Annotated in this window: 19 protein-coding genes; all 19 read right to left on the bottom strand. The window is 49.3% G+C overall.

Annotated features, from left to right (window positions below; genetic code table 11):
- Positions 1–123: 123 nt before the first annotated feature.
- Complete coding sequence (ftsZ, locus tag V8Q34_RS24185; protein ID WP_033139078.1) at positions 124–1,311, bottom strand: cell division protein FtsZ; 1,188 nt, start codon at positions 1,309–1,311, stop codon at positions 124–126.
- Positions 1,312–1,678: 367 nt separating this feature from the next.
- Positions 1,679–2,659: a cell division protein FtsQ/DivIB gene (locus V8Q34_RS24180; protein ID WP_054352284.1), complete on the bottom strand. Its 981-nt coding sequence runs from the start codon at positions 2,657–2,659 to the stop codon at positions 1,679–1,681.
- Positions 2,660–2,671: 12 nt separating this feature from the next.
- Positions 2,672–3,919 (bottom strand): UDP-N-acetylglucosamine 1-carboxyvinyltransferase, encoded by a 1,248-nt coding sequence (murA, locus tag V8Q34_RS24175; protein WP_033139058.1) that lies wholly within the window; start codon positions 3,917–3,919, stop codon positions 2,672–2,674.
- 61 nt (positions 3,920–3,980) lie between these two features.
- Complete coding sequence (locus V8Q34_RS24170) at positions 3,981–5,042, bottom strand: FtsW/RodA/SpoVE family cell cycle protein (protein ID WP_052098752.1); 1,062 nt, start codon at positions 5,040–5,042, stop codon at positions 3,981–3,983.
- Positions 5,043–5,184: 142 nt separating this feature from the next.
- Entirely contained in the window at positions 5,185–6,555 is a 1,371-nt protein-coding gene (gene murD / locus V8Q34_RS24165; protein ID WP_103732707.1) for a UDP-N-acetylmuramoyl-L-alanine--D-glutamate ligase, read from the bottom strand.
- Between the two features lie 16 nt (positions 6,556–6,571).
- A complete protein-coding gene (mraY, locus tag V8Q34_RS24160) occupies positions 6,572–7,531 on the bottom strand; it encodes a phospho-N-acetylmuramoyl-pentapeptide-transferase (protein ID WP_033139081.1) in 960 nt (319 codons plus the stop codon).
- Positions 7,532–7,651: 120 nt separating this feature from the next.
- On the bottom strand, positions 7,652–9,376 hold the full coding sequence (locus V8Q34_RS24155; RefSeq protein WP_033139060.1) for a peptidoglycan D,D-transpeptidase FtsI family protein: 1,725 nt from the start codon (positions 9,374–9,376) through the stop codon (positions 7,652–7,654).
- A 100-nt stretch (positions 9,377–9,476) separates the two neighbouring features.
- Positions 9,477–11,597 carry a peptidoglycan D,D-transpeptidase FtsI family protein gene (locus V8Q34_RS24150; RefSeq protein ID WP_335836476.1) on the bottom strand — a complete coding sequence of 707 codons (2,121 nt, stop codon included), beginning with the start codon at positions 11,595–11,597 and terminating at the stop codon, positions 9,477–9,479.
- A gap of 28 nt (positions 11,598–11,625) precedes the next feature.
- Complete coding sequence (locus V8Q34_RS24145) at positions 11,626–12,108, bottom strand: septum formation initiator family protein (RefSeq protein ID WP_033139062.1); 483 nt, start codon at positions 12,106–12,108, stop codon at positions 11,626–11,628.
- 29 nt (positions 12,109–12,137) lie between these two features.
- Positions 12,138–13,082 carry a 16S rRNA (cytosine(1402)-N(4))-methyltransferase RsmH gene (gene rsmH, locus V8Q34_RS24140; RefSeq protein ID WP_033139063.1) on the bottom strand — a complete coding sequence of 315 codons (945 nt, stop codon included), beginning with the start codon at positions 13,080–13,082 and terminating at the stop codon, positions 12,138–12,140.
- A gap of 22 nt (positions 13,083–13,104) precedes the next feature.
- Positions 13,105–13,536, bottom strand: coding sequence for a division/cell wall cluster transcriptional repressor MraZ (gene mraZ / locus V8Q34_RS24135; RefSeq protein WP_033139064.1), 432 nt, complete (start codon positions 13,534–13,536; stop codon positions 13,105–13,107).
- Between the two features lie 275 nt (positions 13,537–13,811).
- Positions 13,812–13,982, bottom strand: a complete 171-nt coding sequence (locus V8Q34_RS24130) for a Spo0E family sporulation regulatory protein-aspartic acid phosphatase (RefSeq protein WP_118593809.1) — start codon at positions 13,980–13,982, stop codon at positions 13,812–13,814.
- 2 nt (positions 13,983–13,984) lie between these two features.
- Entirely contained in the window at positions 13,985–14,851 is an 867-nt protein-coding gene (lgt, locus tag V8Q34_RS24125; protein ID WP_033139065.1) for a prolipoprotein diacylglyceryl transferase, read from the bottom strand.
- 15 nt (positions 14,852–14,866) lie between these two features.
- Positions 14,867–15,964: a redox-regulated ATPase YchF gene (gene ychF / locus V8Q34_RS24120; RefSeq protein ID WP_033139082.1), complete on the bottom strand. Its 1,098-nt coding sequence runs from the start codon at positions 15,962–15,964 to the stop codon at positions 14,867–14,869.
- Between the two features lie 131 nt (positions 15,965–16,095).
- On the bottom strand, positions 16,096–16,746 hold the full coding sequence (locus V8Q34_RS24115) for a thiamine diphosphokinase (protein WP_227246518.1): 651 nt from the start codon (positions 16,744–16,746) through the stop codon (positions 16,096–16,098).
- Between the two features lie 30 nt (positions 16,747–16,776).
- Positions 16,777–17,448, bottom strand: coding sequence for a ribulose-phosphate 3-epimerase (gene rpe / locus V8Q34_RS24110; protein ID WP_103731676.1), 672 nt, complete (start codon positions 17,446–17,448; stop codon positions 16,777–16,779).
- A gap of 1 nt (position 17,449) precedes the next feature.
- Positions 17,450–18,328, bottom strand: a complete 879-nt coding sequence (gene rsgA, locus V8Q34_RS24105; protein ID WP_033139068.1) for a ribosome small subunit-dependent GTPase A — start codon at positions 18,326–18,328, stop codon at positions 17,450–17,452.
- Complete coding sequence (pknB, locus tag V8Q34_RS24100; protein ID WP_148393328.1) at positions 18,328–20,445, bottom strand: Stk1 family PASTA domain-containing Ser/Thr kinase; 2,118 nt, start codon at positions 20,443–20,445, stop codon at positions 18,328–18,330. Before pknB ends, rsgA begins: the two co-directional genes overlap by 1 nt.
- Positions 20,439–21,185 carry a Stp1/IreP family PP2C-type Ser/Thr phosphatase gene (locus tag V8Q34_RS24095; protein WP_033139070.1) on the bottom strand — a complete coding sequence of 249 codons (747 nt, stop codon included), beginning with the start codon at positions 21,183–21,185 and terminating at the stop codon, positions 20,439–20,441. The genes pknB and V8Q34_RS24095 overlap by 7 nt, the downstream gene beginning before the upstream one ends.
- Position 21,186: the final 1 nt, after the last annotated feature.

Below are 21,186 nucleotides of genomic sequence, written 5' to 3'. Positions count from 1 at the left end.
CCATCTACGGTGAACAGTACCCTGTATCTGCTCTCCCGATGCAGAAATACAGCTCTTTTGATACACGAAAGGCAGTCCGCAATAATTCCCGGACTGCCCTTTTATCCTGTGTAATTTTAACGCTTATCTTCTGTTTTTCAGGAAATCCGGAATCTGGATATCCTTTTTCGGCACATTGCTTGTGAATGTACCCTGCTGTGTACTTCCGAAGCCCTGCTGCGGCTGGAAGGACGGCATCTTGAATGCCGGCTGCTGCTGAGGCTGGCTGTATGCCGGTGCCTGCTGCTGCGGCTGTACCGGTGTCTGCTGCTGTACCGGTTCTTCCTGTCTCGCTGCTTTCTTATCTCTGCTCACGCTTGGTTTCCTTGCTGTCTCATCATCAAGTCCTGTAGCGATCACAGTGATTCTGACATAATCAGCTTCTTTATCATCATACAGGGCACCGAAGATAATATTGGTATCTTCTCCGGTAAGATCCTGTACATAGCTGGCTGCATCGTTGGCATCCATAAGAGAGATATCTCCGGATACATTGATGATAACATGGGAAGCGCCCTCGATAGTGGTCTCCAGAAGCGGACTGGATACGGCTTGCTGTACAGCTTCCATAGCCTTGTCGTCGCCTTTTCCTTCACCGATACCGATATGTGCAATGCCCTTGTCGATCATGACGGTCTGAACATCCGCAAAGTCGAGGTTGATCAGTGCCGGCAGATTGATCAGGTCAGTGATGCCCTGTACGGCCTGCTGCAGAACCTCATCTGCTTTTCTGAGCGCTTCCGGCATGGTTGTCCGGCGGTCTACGATCTCCAGCAGACGATCATTTGGGATAACGATCAGTGTGTCCACATTCTCTTTTAATTTTTCAATACCTGTCAGTGCGTTTGTCATACGGGTCTTAGCTTCAAAACGGAAAGGTTTTGTGACAACGCCGACGGTCAGGATACCCATTTCTTTTGCCAGGCCTGCCACGATCGGTGCGGCACCTGTTCCGGTTCCGCCGCCCATACCGCAGGTAACGAATACCATATCTGCGCCCTGCAGTACCTGTTTGATCTCTTCGATGCTCTCCTCAGCCGCTTTCTCGCCGATCTCCGGCTTAGCGCCTGCACCAAGACCTTTTGTCAGCTTCTCACCGATCTGCACTACAGTCGGTGCCTTGCATAAGGTCAGAGCCTGTTTATCTGTATTGACTCCGACGAATTCCACTCCGCCGATAGCCTCTTCCACCATTCTGTTGACTGCGTTATTACCAGCTCCACCTACACCAATCACTATAATTTTTGCAGATGATTCAGCTTCGTTTGTCATTATCTCTAACAAAGTACTTCCTCCTTTAGCTTCCCTCGTATGTTGTAAAGCGGGTTGTTGTATCCACTTCGCTGCTTCTTCATGAACACAGATATCTGCATCTTATCCGCATTCGGATACACTGACGTGTATGATTTTCTGTAATCAGGTTTATCTGTCTTTGTTTCTTTTCATGTTCTCATGGGTATTTATGATAAATACCCGAAAACCCAGGTACTTTAATTCTAAGTACCTTTATGATGCATATAGATATATAATATAGTCTTTTGGAAAATTAATCAACTGGTAAATTTATTTTTTCACAAAAAATTTAAAAAAATTATCAAAATTTCCCGATTTGTGTCCCATAAAAAACAAAATTCCTCTGTCATTCTTCCCCGGAACCATCATCTGAACCATAGTCTTCATACCCGGAACCGTCCCCGTAGCCGGAATCTTCCTCGTTATAATCCATATCCCCGTCTCCTGAGTCCTCATATCCGGTGTCATACTCCTCATAACTGCCCTCATCCGAATCCTCATAGCCGGACTCATCATCGGAACCGTCAGAATCCTCATCACCGGTATCCGATTCATCTGTGCCATGGCCGCTTTTGTTCTCCTTGTCCTCCAGCGCCTTTTGCTCCGCCTCACTCAGAACCTTGTCAAAGACCACGTTTTTTGAAGTCTCGTCCACATTTTCCAGATGAAGGACACCTTCCATTCCCTCAAGCTGAGGTATGATTCCCATAAGTCTGCTCATTTTTTCGTCCATATTTTTGTCAGAGCCCATGCGGGCTTCCACCTTGCCGTAATAGAGCACAAGCTGTCCTTTTTCATCCAGTACCAGCCTGTCCGGCTTCCTGTCCCCCTTCTCCATCATCTTGGTGACGCTTAAGATCAGGCTCAGACTGCCTTTTTCAAGCCCGGGAATTTTCTCGCCTACCCCTACCTTGTCAAGCGTAAGGCCCTCCACATTCGGTATATTCTCCAGTTCCTCTGTGGTACTCACCTGCACGATACCGTTTCTGTCAAAGTATAAGTTGCCGTCCAGAAATTTCACATAGCCGATCAGTTCTTTTTCCCTGACATGGATCACAAGACTGTGACGGCCTGTCCTCTCCAGCCAGACTTTATTGATAAATTCCTCATCTTTTGTTCTTTCATCAGGATTGAGAAACCGCACCAGCACTGAATTGCCCGAAAGCGGGCCTGACAGCACCATTTTTTTGATTTCATCTTCCGTATAATTCTGATTTCCTTCTACTTTAACACTGGTAATCTGAAAGCAGGTAAAGAATACCGCAATGGCTATTAACACGGCCGCTGCCAGGCAGCCCCAGAATATCCTGTGTTTTTTCCTGTCCATACATGTTCCCCTTTAATCTCTCTCAATTACGGCGCCGAGCTGTGACAGATCACGGCAGATATCCTCATATCCCCGCTCAATGTACTGCCTGTTTCTCACACGGGTCTCCCCCTGCGCCGCCAGCCCTGCAATGACAAGGGCTGCTCCGCCTCTCAGTTCCTGTGCCTCCACAGCCGCGCCCCGAAGCGTCCCGCCGCGGATAACAGCTTTTCTGCCGTCCACCCGGACATAGGCTCCCATGCGCAGAAGCTGTGATGCTGTCTTAAATCTGTCCTCAAAAATCGTTTCCACCAGGCAGCTTTCTCCCGGTATGGTACACAGCACCGCCATGAGCGGCGACTGCAGATCCGTGGGAAATCCCGGATATACCTCCGTACACTGCCTTCTTAACGGAACCTGCACCCATTTGCTGCACAAAGACAGTTTACCACCGATTGCTTCATATTGTCCACCCATTTTCTCGTACACTCTCATGAGGGCTTCCATTTCCTCCAACGGCGCGCCGTCCAGGATAATCTCTCCTCTGGTAGCCGCGCAGGCGCACACATAAGTACCTGCCACAATCCTGTCCGCAGGCACAGTGAACTCTGTCCCATGCAGTTCCTCCACTCCTGTGATGGTCAGGGTATCACTGCCTGTTCCCTCGATTCTGGCACCGCAGGCATTTAAAAAACGGCACAGCCATACCACTTCCGGCTCCCTGGCACATCCCTCCAGGTGTGTGGTTCCTCTTGCAAGCACAGAGGCCAGCACTGCGTTCTGGGTAGCTCCCACACTTACCTTTGGAAAATGAATGGTGCTGCCCACAAGCCCATCTGTCCTGGCAGTGAGAACACCCTCTTTCTCCTCGAATACGGCACCCAGCCGCTCCAGAGCGTACAGATGCAGGTCAATGGGGCGTTCCCCTATGACACAGCCTCCCGGATGAGGCACGGACGCGTTTTTGAATCTGCCCAGCAGACTTCCCAACAGAATGACAGAGGAGCGCATTTTCTGGCCCTCACAGCAGTCAATCTCTGTTTTCTCCACATGGGCAGGGTCCAGCGTCAGGGTATCTCCCTCATGCCGGATCTGCATGCCCAGTTCCCGCAGGATTTCTTCCATAACAAAGACATCTGCGATCTTCGGGCAGTGATGCAGTACACTTTTCCCTTTATGCAAAAGAGCGGCAGCCATCATTGGCAGCGCCGCATTTTTAGAACCTTGTATCCTTACTTCGCCTGTGAGCGGATTTCCGCCTTCTATCCTAATTTCATTCAAGTCTTACCTTTCCTCCCGCCTCCTGGCTATACACTATTGTATGCAGAGAGGCGAAAAAGGTTCAGGGCGAACGCGTCCGGCTCACAGACAGCGCCAGACCCATCTCTCCCATCAGAAACAGTACAGAGGTTCCGCCGTAGCTGACAAAGGGAAGGGTAATTCCCGTGTTAGGTATGGTGTTAGTTACAACCGCTATGTTGAGGATCACCTGGATTGCCATATGCCCCATGATCCCCGCAGCGATCAGAGCACCGCACAGATCTCTGGCATGTGTAGCAATCACCATAAGCCTCCAGATCAGCAGGGCGAAGACCAGGATCAGCAGGCAGGCACCGATAAGACCTGTCTCTTCACAGATAATGGAAAATATCATGTCATTCTGCGCCTCAGGGACAAATCCCAGCTTCTGCAGGCTGCTCCCCAGACCCTTTCCGAAAATGCCGCCGCTTCCAATGGCGTACAGACCCTGGATGGTCTGAAAACCCTTTTCATATTTTTCGGGGTTTCTCCAGATGGCGATACGCTCCAGGCGGTAGCTGGCCATACTCAGGAAAATACCGATAAAAAGCACCCCCACCCCTCCGATTCCCACAAACGGAAGGTATTTGGGATTGGATACAAAAATCAGAATTACGCCAATGCCCAGAATGATTATGGCAGTGCTTAAGTTGTTGGTCCCCACAAGCCCCACAATAGGGAGGAGCAGGGCCATGGTTCCCGCCATATGCAGAAGACTGTCCTGCCGCTTTTCGGAATTTGTTATCACATAGGTGAGCAGCAGGATGACTGCCACCTTGGCAAACTCCGAGGGCTGGAACGACAAAGGTCCAATAGACAGCCAGCGTTTGGAGCCGTTATATTCATCTCCGAACAGAAGCACTGCCAGGGACAGCCCCATGGATACCACATAGAGAAATGGCGCCATCCTGGTAAGGATATGATAGTCCATACAGGATACCAGATACATGCCCATCATTCCCAGGGAGGTTGCAAAAAGCTGCTTTTTAAAATAATAGGCAGGGTCATGAAACTTCACCCTGCCATTATATGCACTCGTGCTATATAGAAAAATCAGACCGCAGACCACCAGCAGCAGTACGAGAATCAAAAGCGTTCCATCCATGCGTCTTTTCTGCCCGTTTACCTTATCATCCGCAGCACTTGCTGCCGCACCCGCCACGGGATGCTTTTTCAGGTATCTCTTCTCCACACGCATTTCCCTTTCCTTTTTGCTCATACTGCATTATATTGTCTGACGGTTTATATTATTCCTTACGATTTCTCACGTATTCTTTGAACTTATCGCCCCTCTGCTCATAGTTGTCAAACTGGCCCCAGCTTGCGCAGGCCGGTGAGAGAAGGACCGCGTCTCCGGGATTTGCCTTCTCCGCACAGATTTTAACGGCTTCCTCCAGATCCTCCGCCAGAATGGTACTCATAAAGCCGCAGCTGTGGGCAGCTTTTTCAATCTTCTCTTTTGTCTGCCCAATGAGGACCAGGTACCGCACCTTGCCGTCAAATGCCCGGATCCACTCCTCATAGGAGGACTCCTTGTCGTAACCGCCGCCGATCAGCAGGGTAGGCCGGTTCATGGCCTGAATACCCTTGATGGCCGCATCCGGGTTGGTTCCCTTGGAATCATTATAATAGGCCACACCGTCAATCTCATCCACAAACTCAATCCTGTGGGGCACTGCTGTAAAGCTTTGTATCACCTGCCGGATGGTTTCCATGGGAACACCTGCACAGTAGGCCATAGCAACAGCCGCCATGACATTTTCATGGTTATGGCGTCCCAGCAGCTTAAGCCCACTGGTCTCTGCCACCAAAATCTCCTCCGTCCCGGTGCGCAGGATGATCTGCCCGCCGTCCAGGAAGATTCCATGATCCAGCTTATGTAAGCTTGAGAAGAAGAGAGTCTTAGCCGGACATACCTCTGCAAACCGGCGAAGCTCCTCATCCTCATAGTTGAGAACACAGAAATCCTCTTTTGTCTGGTTTCCCGCGATCATCTCCTTCACCCGGATATACTCCTGCATGGTGTGATGGCGGTTTAAATGGTCCTCTGTAATGTTCAGGACAGCAGATACCTTGGGGCGAAATGATATGGTGGTCTCAAGCTGAAAGCTGCTGATCTCCGCTACGGTATAACTCTCTTCTGTCATGGAGAGAGCTGCGCCTGTATAGGCATTTCCGATGTTGCCTACCACAAAGACGGATTTGGCATACGCCCGCATGATTTCTCCCAAAAGTGCCGTGGTCGTGGTCTTTCCGTTGGTGCCTGTTATGGCAAGAACCGTGCCCGCTCCCATGCGGTAAGCCAGCTCCACCTCGCCCCATACCGGAATGCCCGCGCGCTTAAGGGCCTCCACAGGTGGAATGTCAAGAGGCACCCCCGGACTCATCACTGCCAGGTCAAGGGTTGACGGCAGGTCTTGGGGCATATCTCCCAGAACAATATCACACAATGAATGTTCCGGCAGGCGTTTTTTAATCTCCTCTTTGTCCAGCTTTTCATTTCCGTCATATAATATCACATCAGCCTGTACTGCCTCCAGCAGGCGCACCGCGCCGATGCCGCTGATTCCCGAACCAAATACAAGCACACGTTTTCCTTTTAACTCTGTTCTGTCCATTTCTCTTTTTCCTTTCTTATAATGCCAGCAGTGCGATCAGGCACAGGATGGCTGTAATAATGGAGAATACGGCAACGACCCTTGTCTCGGACCAGCCGCACAATTCAAAGTGATGGTGGATAGGCGCCATCTTGAAAATTCTTTTGCCGTGGGATATCTTGAAGTACGTCACCTGCATCATGACAGAGAGCACTTCCACCACATAGATCAGTCCCACGATCAGCAGGAATAAGGGCATCTGCAGCATATACGCCGTGCCTGCCACAAATCCGCCCAGGGCCAGGGAACCGGTATCTCCCATAAAAATCTTGGCGGGATAGACATTGAACAGCAGAAATCCCATGAGCGCACCCACTACCGCACAGGTGATGGGTTCAATGCCGCTCTTTGTACCAATGGCAACCACGGAAAAGAAGGTGGCAACCATGATTGTGACCGAGGAGGCCAGTCCATCCAGACCGTCCGTAAAATTCACACCGTTCACTGTGCCGATGACCACAAAAAATAAAAGCGGAACCGTAAGAAATCCCGGATTTATCTCATATCCTGCCGCAAAAGGCACCTTGATCGTCATGGATACATCCGTGAATTTCATCAGATAAAAGGCAAAGATTCCCGTCACCACAAGCTGGCACAGCATCTTCTGCCAGGCCAGAAGCCCGTCCGACCGTCTAAGGACTACTTTCAAATAGTCATCCCAAAAGCCGATCAGTCCGAATCCCAGCGTCAAAAACAGTACAGGGATGATTTTAGGGTAATCCTTCACATAAAACAGGGATGTGACCACTGTGGAGAGCAGAAAAATAATCCCTCCCATGGTAGGCGTCCCCGCTTTTTTCAGATGAGACTGCACACCGTTTTCCCGCTCAGTCTGTCCCATTTTCAGCTTTCGTAAATAGGGAATGATAATAGGTCCCAGAACCACACTGACTATGAATGCTGCCAGTACAGGCAGCACCATCTTATACTCTGTCATAACACACCTCATTTTTATGTATTTTTGTATCATGCCCGGCAGCCCGGCAAAAGACAGGGCTGCCGCCATATGCCTGTGTCGGCAATACTGGTTATAGTATAAAGCTTTTATAATCAATTATCAACCTTCAATCCCCATGTAAGGGAGGATATTCTCATAGATATCCCGGATGACAGGAGCTGCTATGGTGCCTCCGTAATAGACCCCCTGAGGATCATGGATCAGGCAGATTCCCAGTATCTGTGGCGTCTCAGCCGGTGTAAATCCCAGGAAGGAGGAGATATACCGGTTGGCACTTCTCGGCAGTGTCTGGGACGTGGCTGTCTTGCCTCCTATGGTCCTGCCCTCGATTGCCGCGTTCTTGCCGGACCCCTCAGAGACTACCTTTTCCAGGATGTAGCGCACTTCCCCGGACACCTCTTCTGTCACCACCCCTTTCTCCACAGGGTACTGAAGGGTCTCCACCAGATTTCCGTCCTCATCTGTCACCTTCACTCCAAAGTGGGGCGTGATCCGGCTGCCGCCGTTGATGATGGAGCTTACCGTTGTGGCAAGCTGGATGGGGGTGATCTGGAAGGACTGACCGAAGGAAATAGTTGCAAGCTCCACCTGCCCGATGTTTGATTTTTTATGCATGATGGTTGCAGCCTCCCCGGGTAAGTCAATCCCGGTTTTTTTGAGGAGTCCGAATTGCTTGAAATATTTATAGTAATTATCCACGCCAAGCCGCAGCCCCACCTCGATAAACACCGGGTTGCAGGAATTCATCGCTCCCTGTACAAAGTTTTCCGCGCCATGTCCTGTCCTTTTATGACAATGGATCCTACGGTCCTCCACGATTTTAAATCCCGGACAGGAAAAGGTGTCATTCATGCTGACCACTCCCTCGGAAAGCCCTGCCGCCATGGTGATGATCTTAAATGTGGAACCGGGCTCATAAGTATCGTTGATGGTCAGATTTCTCCACATCCGGTTGCAGGCATCCTGTTTCTCCTTATCTGTCATACCGGAAGTATCTGCGTCTGTGTTCAGGGTAAAGGGTTCATTCAGATTGAATTCCGGTACGTTCACGTCCGCGTAAATCTCCCCGTTTTGGGGATTTATGAACAGGATGGAGACGGCATCCGCCTGCTTTTCCTCCATCACCTTCTCCGCGGCCTGCTGAGCGTACATCTGAATGTTTTTATCCAGACTGATGTGCAGGTCATATCCCGCCACCGGCTCCACACGGCTTTCCCCAAGCTCGTCGATCTCTACACCCCTGGCATCCGTGGTGGTGAGGATCTTGCCGTCTATGCCTTTTAAGATATCATCATACCACACCTCCAGCCCGATGATACCCTGGTTGTCTCCACCGGTAAACCCAAGTACCTTGGAGGCCAGCTCATTGCATGGATAATAGCGCTTGAAATCCTCATCCACCTTGACCCCTGCAAGACCGTATTCTCGAATCCTGTCTCCCACCTCCTTCTCCACATTGGTCTTTACCTTTTCAATGGAAGAAACTTTCTCCACTCTTTTTCTGGCAGTCTCCTCGGAAAGCCCCAGCTCTTTTTGGAGCATGGCAATGATCTTATCCGGTTCCTTTACCTGGCTGTGGATCACAGATATGGTACAGACTGCCTTGTTGTCGGCCAGTATCTCCCCTTTTGCGTCGATGATCCTGCCCCTGGCTGCCTTAATGTCACGTTCTCTCTCGTGGAGCTGTTCCGCCTTCTTTGCATAGTAGTCAGACTTTATCACCATGAGATAGACCATACGGCCCATAAGCCCTGCAAGCATCAGCACACAGGCGGCAAATACGATCACGGTTTTCTTCTTGTGGTATGTTCTGTTTTTCTTCATTCCCGGTTCCCCTGCAGCTTATCCTTATAAATATATGCAAAGCCCTGTGGAAAAAAGAAGGGAATGCTGCACAGATTTCTCATCTGTACAGCATTCCCGCTTATTCTTCCATATCATCCTCGTCGAACCCGGCATCCTCATTGGTAATGCCGTCGCTCTCCGCATTGTTGCTGTCAATCCCTTCTTCTTCCGAATCATCCTGGGGCGGTTCCGGCATATCCGGATTCTCTGTGCCGTCAATGACTACACCGGAGGGGCCGTTGCCATCCTCCCCGTTGACGCTCTCATCCATCCTTGTGGTTCCCGTGAATTCATCCCAGAGCTGAAGCTTCTGGTCTGTCTCCTGGTCCGGATATATGTTCAGATACGGAAAGATTTCTGAGAGGATCGCCTGTGCAATATACTGGGCATATGTGCTGCTTGCCTGTTCCTCCACATTCGGCTCATCCACCACAACATAAATCACAACCTCAGGATTATCAAGAGGGGCAAATCCCACAAAGGATACCAGGTATTTATGATTCCCCCTGGGCACCTTCTCAGCAGTTCCGGTCTTGCCTCCCATGGAGTAACCCGGTATCTTTGCTGTCTGGCTGGTACCGCTCTCCACACTCATTCCCATATATTTTCTGATATCCGCGGAGACCTCCTGGGAAATCACTTCCTTTAAGACATTTCCGCTGATACTCTTTATGGTATTGTTGTCCTGGTCCTTGATCTCTTTCACCAGATGGGGCTGATAATAAGTGCCGCCGTTGATGCAGGCACTGATTGCCGCAACCTCCTGGATCATGGTACAGGTAAATCCCTGTCCAAAGGTGGTGGTTGCAAGTTCTGTGTCAAACATGTTGTCCAGGCTGAACAGGATTCCTGTCCCCTCGCCCGGAAGGTCAATCCCTGTCCTTGTCCCGAAATTAAACTTATCCTGGTAGGAAAGCAAGGTCTCCTTCCCCATTTTCCGGCCGATGGCCATGAGGGCATCATTGCAGGAATTCTGGATGGCCTCCCCCACGGTCTCCGTTCCATGGGAATCCGGATAGACCGCGCAGTTGATATACCGGTCTGCCACCTGTTCCCCGCCGTCACATACAAAGGTGTCCTCCTCTGTGATGCTGCCGGACTCCAGAGCGGATGCCACGGTGATGGGCTTTACCACAGATCCCGGCTCGTAGGCATCTGTTATGCAGTAATTCCTCCACATTTTGTAGAGGGCTTCTTTTGTCTGTTCATCATTCATGGCTTTGAGCTCACTGTCGGAATACCGGGAGGTGAGATCTCTGGGTTCATTCAGGTCATAGGGATCGTTGCTGCCCATAGCCAGGATTTCCCCGTTCTGGGGATTTGCCACGATCACACCTATATTCTTGGCACCGCGGTAATCGGTATTGGGGCCGTCCTTCAGGTTCTCCATAAAAGCCTCAATATATTTGTCCACCACACTCTGGATATTCACATCCAGGGTAGTGACCAGGCTGTTTCCGTTGACCGGGTCAATGATGTTCTGTTCCAGGGAAGCGTCATCGTTGAAATAACCGATCTTTCTGCCGTCTGTACCATTCAGGGTGCTGTTGTAGTAGCCCTCCAGTCCCCAGTCCGCGGTGTTCCCGGAATAAGTAAAACCTATCACATCACAGGCCAGCTCATTGAGGGGATAGGTTCTCTTGTAATCCTCCTCAAACCACACGCCCTGTGTGTTATTCCTGTGGACTGTTTCCTCCTCGGAGAGTGCCTCTGCCTCCTTCTTATCCGCCGGAATTTCTGTCATCTTTTCAAAATTCTTCTTTTCATCCATGGAGATCTGCTTCTTTAAGATCTGGTAAGGGCTCTCTTTTGTCTCCGCGCTGGTGAGCAGATCTTCCACCGTATCCTCATCAATCCCCAGATACTCGGACAGTGCTTTTTTTGTGGGCTCTTTGTAATTCTCATTGGAGTTCACCACCTGGCAGTCCAGGATCACATTGTAGACCTTTATGCTGGTAGCCAGGATATTTCCGCTTCTGTCCAGAATATCTCCCCGTTTGTAGGGGATGGTGGTGCTGTCGTACTGCTGCTGGGACTGGGCCAGCACCTGTTTGGTGTATTTGTCACCACTCTTGGCATTGATAATGGTAATCCCGATAACCAGAAATACGAAAGCCAGCAGAATCAACACAAACAATCCCGCCAGCTTTTTCTTCATGGTGCCTGTCATTTTTCTTTTCTTTGATTCCTGTTTATTCAATCTATCACCTGCTTTGTCCTATGTACCGTCACTTTTCGGGCACATCCTGATACTGTCTCACATAGCTGCTGCCGCCCGGTGTATAATACTTGATCTGATCCTCAGTGGGAAATTTCATTCCCAGCTCTTCAATGGCTTTTTTTCTGATGGCATCCAGGTCCACACTGGAAATGGTCTCACTGTAGTACGCGTCGTTTTCAGCCTTTAACTGGCTGTATTTGAGTTCTTCTGCGGTAAGCTGGCTCTTCTGCTCTGTCAGTTCGGATTTCAGTTTCAGAAAATGTACGCATGCAAACAAGACAGCCACACACATCACTGCCAAAAACATAACATACCCTTTGCTCATCTGCATGTTTCTGGCTCTGTTCTTCTGTGCGGCTGTACTTACCTGCTTTTTTTTACGCTGGGGTACTTCCTCAACACGGCGGACCGTGTTCCCATCCACATAATACCCGGTGCCTCTATTTACTTTTCTGCTGTCATATCCCTCACTCCCGGATACTTTTTTCATGAAATCAACCCCGATTCAGATTTCTCCGCCTATTCATTTCTGGTCCGTTCAAAGACACGCAGCTTTGCGCTCTTGGAACGCTTATTTACAGCAATCTCCTCCTCATCCGGAAGTATTGGTTTCCTGGTTATGACTCTCCCCATCGACGTCTTTCCACAAACACAGACCGGAAAATCCGGCGGACATGTGCATGGGTTCTCATTCCTTCTGAATATAGTCTTCACAATGCGGTCTTCTAAAGAATGGAACGTGATAATGCAGATACGTCCGCCGTCATTTAATAGTTCAATCATATCATCCAGGGAATTTCTCAAGACTTCCAACTCCTGATTCAGCTCGATACGAATTGCCTGAAATGTTTTTTTCGCAGGATGTCCACCCACTGCTCTCATTTTCATGGGAATGGACTGTTTTATAAGTTCAATCAGTTCTCCGGTGGTCTCTATAGGCTTCTCACTCCTGGCCGTACAGATATTTCTGGCGATCTTCTTAGCGAATTTTTCTTCCCCATAGTCCCGGAGTACACGATACAGTTCGTTTTCAGTATAAGTATTTACAATATCTCTTGCGGTACGGCTTCCTCTTCGGTCCATACGCATATCTAAGGGCACGTCCTCCCTGTAGGTAAACCCACGCTCAGCGTTGTCGAGCTGGTAGGACGAAACACCCAGATCCAGCACGATCCCGTCCACGGACGAAATCCCTATTTTCTGCAGTTCTTTTTTCATGTTGCAATAGTTGCTGCGGATAATCGTAACTCTGTCTCCAAATTCCTGTAACCGTTCACCCGCAGCCTCGATTGCAGCTTCGTCTTGATCTATACCTATCAAGCTCCCCTTGGCAGATAATTGCCGGCACACCTCATAGGCGTGGCCGCCGCCTCCTAACGTTCCGTCAACATAAATCCCATCCGGTTTTACCTTCAGATTCCGGATCGTCTCTTCTAACAATACGGATTTGTGTTTAAATTCCATAGTTTCCTCGACCTTCCTGCAATTATATTAAGATACCCATTGCCTGCATCCCTTCTGCGATGGCATCCATATCTTCACAATTGCTGTTCTCCATCCATTTTTCTTTGCTCCAGATTTCAATCCTGGTGAGGTTTCCTGTGAGCACTACGTCCTTCGACAGACCAGCAAACTCCCGCAGCGTTACCGGTACGAGAATTCTCCCCTGCTTGTCCAGTTCACACTGTGTTGCACTGGAAACAAAAAAACGTACGAAGGCCCTTGCATTTTTATCATTAAGCGGTAAAGCTTTCAGCTTTTCTTCGAAATCCTTCCATTCATTGTTTGGGTAGATAGACAGACAACCGTCCAGACCTTTTGTCAGCACAAAATCCTCGCCTAATTCATCGCGGAACTTAGCCGGAATGATCAGCCTTCCTTTTGCGTCGATCGTATGACTATACTCTCCCATGAACATATGAATGTCACCTTCTTTCGTGAAGATGCGAGTCTCCCCTTCGCACCCTCCATGGGACAACGGGCGCTTCTGCCACTAGCTCCCCATTTGCCACCACTTTTCACCACTTTCTACCACTTACATGCCCATTCTATAACACAACCGGGAAAAAAGCAAGAGGAACATATATTCTTTAGAAATATTAAAAGAATCGAAAAATGGCGTAAAATCAAGGATTTTACGCCATTTTGCCGATTCTTTTCAAGAGTTTCCAATATATGGCAGAGGTGGTGGGATCAACCCACAAGTTCTGCGTTTTTCTGGTCTATACAAATATGTTCTTCTATCAAACGGTCCAATACCAGGCTGAGTCCCATAATGGTCTGCATGCCTCGTTTTTCTGTGATTGCTCTGTCCAGTCTCTGCCGTGCGTCTTCTATTCGTATTTCTAACTCTTTATCTCTCATCGCTACACTCCTTGTTCTTTTTGCCTCTTCCTCCTGTTGTGTACGATAAGCATAAGGGAACATACCACGAGAACGGCGGATAACACCTGTGATACCGGAATTCCTATCCCCGGAATCAAAAGCTGATCCGTACGAAGTCCTTCTATCCAAAGCCTTCCGGCTCCGTAACCTGCCAGGTAGCATAAAAACAGTTCTCCCTGGAATTTTTTCTTTTTCCGGAACCAGAACAGGAACAGCAGGACTCCCAGGTTCCACACTCCCTCATAGAGGAATGTGGGATGGACCTGGATGTATTCCACACCGCCTATCGTTACCAGATGGTCCCACATAGCAGATGTGATCTCACCCTTCCGCACCGCGGAGACCGGCAGCTGCATGGCAAGAAAGCTGTCCGTGTAACCTCCGAAAGCCTCCCTGTTGAAAAAGTTGCCCCACCGTCCGATGATCTGGCCGGCAACAAGCCCCATACATACCGTGTCCGCCACCTGAGGAAAGTTCATCTTCTTTAATCTGCCAAAGACGTAGACCGTAACAGCACCGACTATGATCCCCCCGTAAATTGCCAGTCCGCCGTTTCTGGTATTGAAAATCTGTAACAGGTCGTCTTTATAGTCTTCCCAGCTAAAGATGACATAATAAGCTCTCGCCCCTATTACAGAAGTTACCATGGTAATCATTAGCATATCCAGATAAGTGTCCGGATTTTGTCCTGTGCGCTTCGCCTCTTTCATGGCAATGGAGATCCCAACGATCATAGCCAGTGCGATAACCATTCCGTAATAGGCAATATCAAAGCCAAAGACCGTTATTGTTTTTCCCACATGGGGAAGCGTGATCCCCAGGTGCGGAAAGCGAATGGACATATCCATATAAGTAAGCCTCCTTTAAACGTTAAAGCGGAATAAAATCACATCGCCGTCCTGCACAACGTAGTCTTTTCCTTCCATGCGGACCAGTCCTTTTTCCCTGGCTCCCGCATAGGAACCACAGTCAAGCAGATCCCTGTAATTCACAACCTCAGCTTTGATAAAGCCTCGTTCGAAATCCGTGTGTATTTTTCCTGCCGCCTGCGGCGCTTTTGTTCCTACTTTTATGGTCCATGCTCTCGTCTCATCTTCACCGGATGTGAGGAAGCTAAGAAGTCCAAGCAGCCTGTAGCTGGCTACTATCAGTTTCTCCAACCCTGACTTCTCTATTCCCAGATCCTCCAGGAATTCCTTCTTCTCATCATCATCCAGTTCCGCGATTTCCTGCTCTATCTGAGCGCACAGGGCGAATACTTCACTTCCTGTTTCTTCTGCATATTCCCTTACCTTTTGTACATGAGGATTGGAGACCGCATCGTCTGCCAGGTCATCTTCGGATACATTGGCCGCATAGATAACCGGTTTTCCGGTGAGGAGGTTATACTCTTTCATAAACCCTTCCTCATCCTCGTTATCGGGTTCAAATGTGGAGGCCGGTTTTCCGTCCTCCAGGTGAGCTTTCAGTCTCTTTAAGAGTTCCAGCTCTTTTGCTGCCTCTTTATCCATACGGGCAGACTTTGTTGTTTTAGCAGTCCTTCTCTCCAAGATCTCCAGATCCGAGAATATCAGTTCCAGATTAATGGTTTCAATGTCGCGCAGCGGGTCAATACTTCCGTCAACATGTACTACATTTTCATCTTCAAAGCATCTTACAACGTGTACAATGGCATCCACCTCCCGGATATTGGCAAGGAACTGGTTTCCAAGGCCCTCACCTTTGGAAGCCCCCTTCACAAGTCCTGCGATATCCACAAATTCAATCACCGCCGGCGTCACTTTTTTGGAATGATAAAAATCCCCTAAGAGTTTCAATCGCTCGTCCGGCACAGCCACAATGCCCACATTGGGATCTATAGTACAGAACGGATAGTTTGCTGATTCCGCCCCAGCTTTTGTCAGAGAGTTAAAAAGGGTACTCTTCCCTACATTCGGTAAACCGACAATTCCTAACTTCATTTTTATGTCCTCTTTTCTTCTGTATTCCTTCACATGACCTCATTCTAACACACCTAAAAAGGCGAATCAAGCCTTTGACCCGCCTTGTTATTCGACATCTATTAAAAAAATATCGACTTTTTTCGTTCTTTCTACCTGTCTTTTGACATGACCATCAGCAGAAATCCCTGTCGAAATTCCACTAATGCTGTATCTTCGGCCAGCTCGTTGCTCACACCGATTCCGTCGAAATTTGTCATATCATACTCTTTCAGGGGGTATTTAAACCCGGAAAGAGTGATTCCGCGCACTTCATCTCCCATGGAAAAAAAAGAGATATATTTGCCGAAAGCACACTCTTTTTTGATCATTCTGCTGCCGAAAAGCACGGTGATGGCATTCTGCTCATCCAGGATCCAGGCTTCTTTTTCTTCCTTTGCCGGAACAATCAGAGACTGCAGATTCCCCATATAATGGTCCAGGCGGCCGCCGGTAGCTCCAAACAGGAAAATCCGATCACTGCCAAGCTCCATTGCCAGTTCCATTCCCATACGGGTATCTGTGGCATCCTTCTCCGGTTTGTATTCCCGGATGGGGATTTCCTTCCGGCTTCTGTACCAGTTGATCACCTCCGGACTGATACTGTCAAAATCGCCCAGGATATACTGGGGAACGATCCGGTTCCTGTAACAGAATTCCAGCCCTCTGTCAATGCCGATGATGCAGTCCGGGCCGATGTTCTCTATGCAGCCGAGTACAAACGTGTCATCCATATGCCCGCCGCACAAAAGTATTGTGTCCATATTTCCTGTCCCTCTCTCAGAACGTGTTTATTACTGCCTGTTCCTGAATTCTTCTATATGATTGGTCAGAACCTTGATATTTGCCTCAATATCCCCGCCGAACACGGCTGAGCCGGCTACCAGAATATTGGCGCCTGCCTCCAGGACCCGGTCAATGGTGTTGGCGGAAATGCCTCCGTCCACTTCAATATCCGTATCCAGACCTCTCTCATCCAGCATTCTCCTCAGTCTTCTGATCTTGTCACCGGAGTAGGGAATGTATTTCTGTCCGCCAAACCCAGGATTCACAGTCATAAGAAGGACCATGTCCACCAGCTCCAGCACCTGCTCCACCATCACAAGGGGTGTTGCAGGATTCAGGGCAACACCTGCCTTCATACCAGCCTCCCGGATACAGTTAAGCGTCCTGTCCAGATGAGTACATGCCTCGGCATGTACAGTGAGCATATCTGCACCTGCCTTTTTGAAGTCCTCAATATAACGCTCCGGGTCCTGCACCATCAGATGGACATCAAAGAACATACTGCTCTTTTTTCTGATGGATGTGATGACAGGCATTCCCAGGGAAATACTGGGCACAAAGCTGCCGTCCATCACATCAATGTGCAGCCATTTTACCCCGGCCTGCTCCACCCTGCTTATCTGTTCCCCCAGACACGCAAAATCCGCTGCCAGAATGGACGGTGATAGTTCATATCTCATCTCAATACCTCCTCTTGTCTGCAAGCTCCCGGTAAAGCTCCAGATAACTTTCATATCGTTCTTTCGGGATTTCTCCCGCCTCAAGTGCTGCTTTTACGCTGCATCCGGGTTCATGGGTATGGGTGCAGCCCTGGAACCGGCAGGTTCCCTCGTATTTTATAAATTCCCGGAAATAATGGCGCAGCTCTTCCTTATCCATATCTTCCACATAAAAAGAAGTAAATCCCGGCGTATCCAGAAGGTACGTGTCAGGCTCCACCTCAATGATCTGGGAATGTCTTGTAGTATGGCGTCCTCTTCCCAGCTTTTTACTGATCTCTCCTGTCTCCATCACCACTTCCTGCTGCAGAAGATTGGTGAGAGAGGATTTCCCCACTCCGGAAGGACCCGCCACGGTCGTGGTCTTTCCTCTCAGGATATTTCTGAGCGCCTCCGTGCCTTCCCCCTGGGCGGCACTTGTGAGCAGAACCTGATAACCACAGGAAGTATAGATTTCCTGCATCCTGCCTGCTTCCTCAGCGTCAGCCAGGTCCTGCTTGTTAAAACAGATGACCACGGGAATCTCCTGACGTTCCATAATAACCAAAAAGCGGTCCAGCAAAGAGAAATTGGGTTTCGGCTCCCTGGCGGCAAATATCACCAGCGCCTGATCCACATTGGCAACTGCCGGGCGGATCAACTCATTCTTTCTGGGAAGGATATCCACCACATTTCCCAGCTTTTCCTCTTCATTCAGGACCTCAATCTCCACATTGTCACCCACAAGGGGTTTTATTTTTTCTTTTCGGAATATTCCTTTTGCCTTACATTCATAAATTCCGGATTCTGCTACTTTTACGTAGTAGAATCCGGAAATTCCTTTGATAATCTTTCCCTGCATTAATCTACCTTCTGGAATGTTACATCGTACTGGTCGATGATCTGATAGCTGTCACCAATCCACTCATAGAGGCCTACCGTGCCGGTTGCGATTCCCGGACGTCCCGTCAGGTCGCTGATAGACAGCGGGAACTCCGGATTTTCCACTTCCATGGACTGGTCAGAGTAGGTATTCCCCTGGTCATCTGTCTGGACCAGCTCTATTTTGACTTTACCGCCTTGGTAGCTTGCCGGCTGTCCAAGCGCCTGGCCTTCTGCTTTCCAGGTCCCACCTTCATCTGCAGGTGTTTCACCGGCGGCATCTTGGCTTCTCACATATATGGTGACTGTTGTACCTGAGTCCACTCTTGTTCCCGCAGCAATACTCTGGTCATATACTTCACCTACGTCCACAGTCTGGTCAGAACCGGTCTGTACTACAGGTACGAGACCTGCCTCTGAGATTGCACTTTTAGCATCTTCCTCTGCCCATCCGCGCACATCCGGTACCCTTGCAGCCGTATCCCCTTCACCGGTACTGATGGTCAGGGTGACTGTGGTGCCTGTCTTTACAGATGTTCCTGCAGCAGGATCTGTGGATATGACATTTCCAATGCTCACAGAACTGCTGTTTGCCTTGCTGATCTGTGTCAGCAGTCCCAGTTCCTTTAACGTTGCCTCTGCGGAGGTCTGGGTCTCATTTTCCAGGTCAGGGATTTCCACCTCCTGGGTTCCTGTGCTGATATAGCATACGATTTCTGTATGAGGATCCACTTTTGATCCGGCCTCTGTCTCCTGGCGGACGATCTTACCTGCTTCCACAGTATCGGACGGCTCCTCGCCGCCTTTTTTGTAACCAAGCTTCAGGTTATTGAGGGCTGTCCGCGCCTCATCCGGGGTGCTGCCGGTCAGGTCAGGAACCTCCACTTTTTCGGTGCTTTCTTTATCTGTGCCGCCTGTATTTTCAACTTTTTTATCATTGTCTTTATCTTTATTGTTAAACTTCAGCCCGCCCGATGCGAACACAATGAAGTAAACCAGAATACAGATGATAATAGCTCCCACGATCAGTCCGCCGATGGTCATTGCCTTCTCCAGCTTTGTGCTGATTCCTTTGCCGTTATCATCATCCTCATCCTCGTCATCATCGTCGTCATCATAACCGTAGTCGTCATCATCCTCATCCTCGTCATTGTAGCGGCTGGAATTGGAACCGGACGGCGCATAGGCCGCATTCTTGATCTCTTTCATCTCATCCGGTGAAATGACCACAGTCTGTGCGTGATTGCTCAGAGGCGCCAGATTGACAAAGCTTCCGTTGGGATCGATCAGGGAATGCTTCAGGTCGTTGATCAGCTCCGCAAGGGTGCTGTAACGTCTGTCCGGGCTTTTCTGTGTACATTTCAGAATGATCTCCTCCAGGCTGTGGGGAAGCTCCGGCACAAACTCAGACGGAGGAAGCATCTCATCCTGCAGATGTTTGATGGCAATTGCCACTGTGGTATCCCCGTCAAAGGGAACCTTGCCTGTCACCATCTCATACATGGTGATGCCCAGGGAATAGATGTCACTCTTGTAATCACTGTAGCCGCCGCGCACCTGCTCCGGTGAACTGTAATGTACAGAACCCATGGCGTTGGTGCTGATGGTATTGGAGGACGCTGCCCTGGCAATACCAAAGTCTGTGACCTTTACCTTGCCGTCCGTAGAAATAATGATGTTCTGGGGCTTGATATCCCGGTGCACGATATTTCTGTTGTGAGCAGCTTCCAGTCCCATTGCCACCTGAATGGCGATGCTGGTTGCCTCTTTTACAGTCAGTTTTCCTTTTTTGGAGATGTATTCTTTTAATGTAATGCCTTCCACCAGTTCCATAACAATGTAGTTAATTCCCTGGTCCTCTCCTACGTCAAATACATTTACAATATTGGGATGGGCGAGACCTGCAGCAGCCTGCGCCTCCCTCTGAAACTTTTTAATGAAGTTCGTGTCAGCGCTGAACTCCGGCTTCAGAACTTTCATGGCCACAAAACGGTTTAATTTATGATCCTTTGCCTTGTAGACATCGGCCATACCGCCGGAGCCTACTCTGCCGGCAATCTCATACCGCTCTCCTACGATAACTCCCACATTTAACATACTTCCACCTCTTTTGTTTCTGGTTCTACCAGAACTACTGCTATATTATCTCTGCCTCCGTTGTCGTTTGCCATGGAAACAAGCCTGCGGCCAGTCTCCTCCAGCGTTTCGCTGGTCCGTATCACCTGCCTGATATCCTCGTCCGGCACCATATTGGAAAGGCCGTCTGAGCACAGCAGCAAAATATCACCCGGAGTAAGACGAATGTCAAAGAAATCCACATCCACATCTCTTCCTGCTCCAAGTGCCCTGGTAATAATATTTTTATCCGGGTGATTTCTTGCATCATCCCTGGATATCTCTCCCATGCGGACCATCTCCTCCACAAGGGAATGGTCTTTGGTAATCTGCGATATCTTATTTTCATCAACCAGATACAGCCTGCTGTCTCCCACGTTGGCCACATATGCATAATGTCCTACAATGGTCACCAGCACCATGGTGGTACCCATACCGCTCATAGTCTCATTGTCCGATGCTTCTCTAAGAAGCTGGGTGTTGGCATTCTCAATAGCAGCCCGTATGATCTTCACCGGATTGCTGTTCTCATCTTCCCGGATGGTAGAGAGCAGAACCTCTACCGCATAACTGGAAGCGAAATCTCCTGCCTTGTGTCCGCCCATGCCGTCCGCAACTACGAAGAGGTTTGGCAGATTGCCCACAGGGGTCTCAGACGTGAATACGAAATCCTGATTCACTGTCCGCTTCTGTCCCACATCCGTGATAGAATATGACTTCATC

This window comes from Blautia sp. JLR.GB0024, from assembly GCF_037000545.1.
Lineage (GTDB): Bacteria > Bacillota > Clostridia > Lachnospirales > Lachnospiraceae > Blautia > Blautia celeris.
This window is presented reverse-complemented; position numbering and strand designations above follow the sequence as displayed.

Bases quoted from the DNA above. Each gene is read 5' to 3' on its own strand.
- ftsZ (WP_033139078.1), bottom strand. From the start codon at position 1,311: ATGACAAACGAAGCTGAATCATCTGCAAAAATTATAGTGATTGGTGTA.
- V8Q34_RS24180 (WP_054352284.1), bottom strand. From the start codon at position 2,659: ATGGACAGGAAAAAACACAGGATATTCTGGGGCTGCCTGGCAGCGGCC.
- V8Q34_RS24170 (WP_052098752.1), bottom strand. From the start codon at position 5,042: ATGGATGGAACGCTTTTGATTCTCGTACTGCTGCTGGTGGTCTGCGGT.
- murD (WP_103732707.1), bottom strand. From the start codon at position 6,555: ATGGACAGAACAGAGTTAAAAGGAAAACGTGTGCTTGTATTTGGTTCG.
- mraY (WP_033139081.1), bottom strand. From the start codon at position 7,531: ATGACAGAGTATAAGATGGTGCTGCCTGTACTGGCAGCATTCATAGTC.
- V8Q34_RS24155 (WP_033139060.1), bottom strand. From the start codon at position 9,376: ATGAAGAAAAACAGAACATACCACAAGAAGAAAACCGTGATCGTATTT.
- V8Q34_RS24145 (WP_033139062.1), bottom strand. From the start codon at position 12,108: ATGAAAAAAGTATCCGGGAGTGAGGGATATGACAGCAGAAAAGTAAAT.
- rsmH (WP_033139063.1), bottom strand. From the start codon at position 13,082: ATGGAATTTAAACACAAATCCGTATTGTTAGAAGAGACGATCCGGAAT.
- mraZ (WP_033139064.1), bottom strand. From the start codon at position 13,536: ATGTTCATGGGAGAGTATAGTCATACGATCGACGCAAAAGGAAGGCTG.
- V8Q34_RS24130 (WP_118593809.1), bottom strand. From the start codon at position 13,982: ATGAGAGATAAAGAGTTAGAAATACGAATAGAAGACGCACGGCAGAGA.
- lgt (WP_033139065.1), bottom strand. From the start codon at position 14,851: ATGGATATGTCCATTCGCTTTCCGCACCTGGGGATCACGCTTCCCCAT.
- ychF (WP_033139082.1), bottom strand. From the start codon at position 15,964: ATGAAGTTAGGAATTGTCGGTTTACCGAATGTAGGGAAGAGTACCCTT.
- V8Q34_RS24115 (WP_227246518.1), bottom strand. From the start codon at position 16,746: ATGGACACAATACTTTTGTGCGGCGGGCATATGGATGACACGTTTGTA.
- rpe (WP_103731676.1), bottom strand. From the start codon at position 17,448: ATGAGATATGAACTATCACCGTCCATTCTGGCAGCGGATTTTGCGTGT.
- rsgA (WP_033139068.1), bottom strand. From the start codon at position 18,328: ATGCAGGGAAAGATTATCAAAGGAATTTCCGGATTCTACTACGTAAAA.
- pknB (WP_148393328.1), bottom strand. From the start codon at position 20,445: ATGTTAAATGTGGGAGTTATCGTAGGAGAGCGGTATGAGATTGCCGGC.
- V8Q34_RS24095 (WP_033139070.1), bottom strand. From the start codon at position 21,185: ATGAAGTCATATTCTATCACGGATGTGGGACAGAAGCGGACAGTGAAT.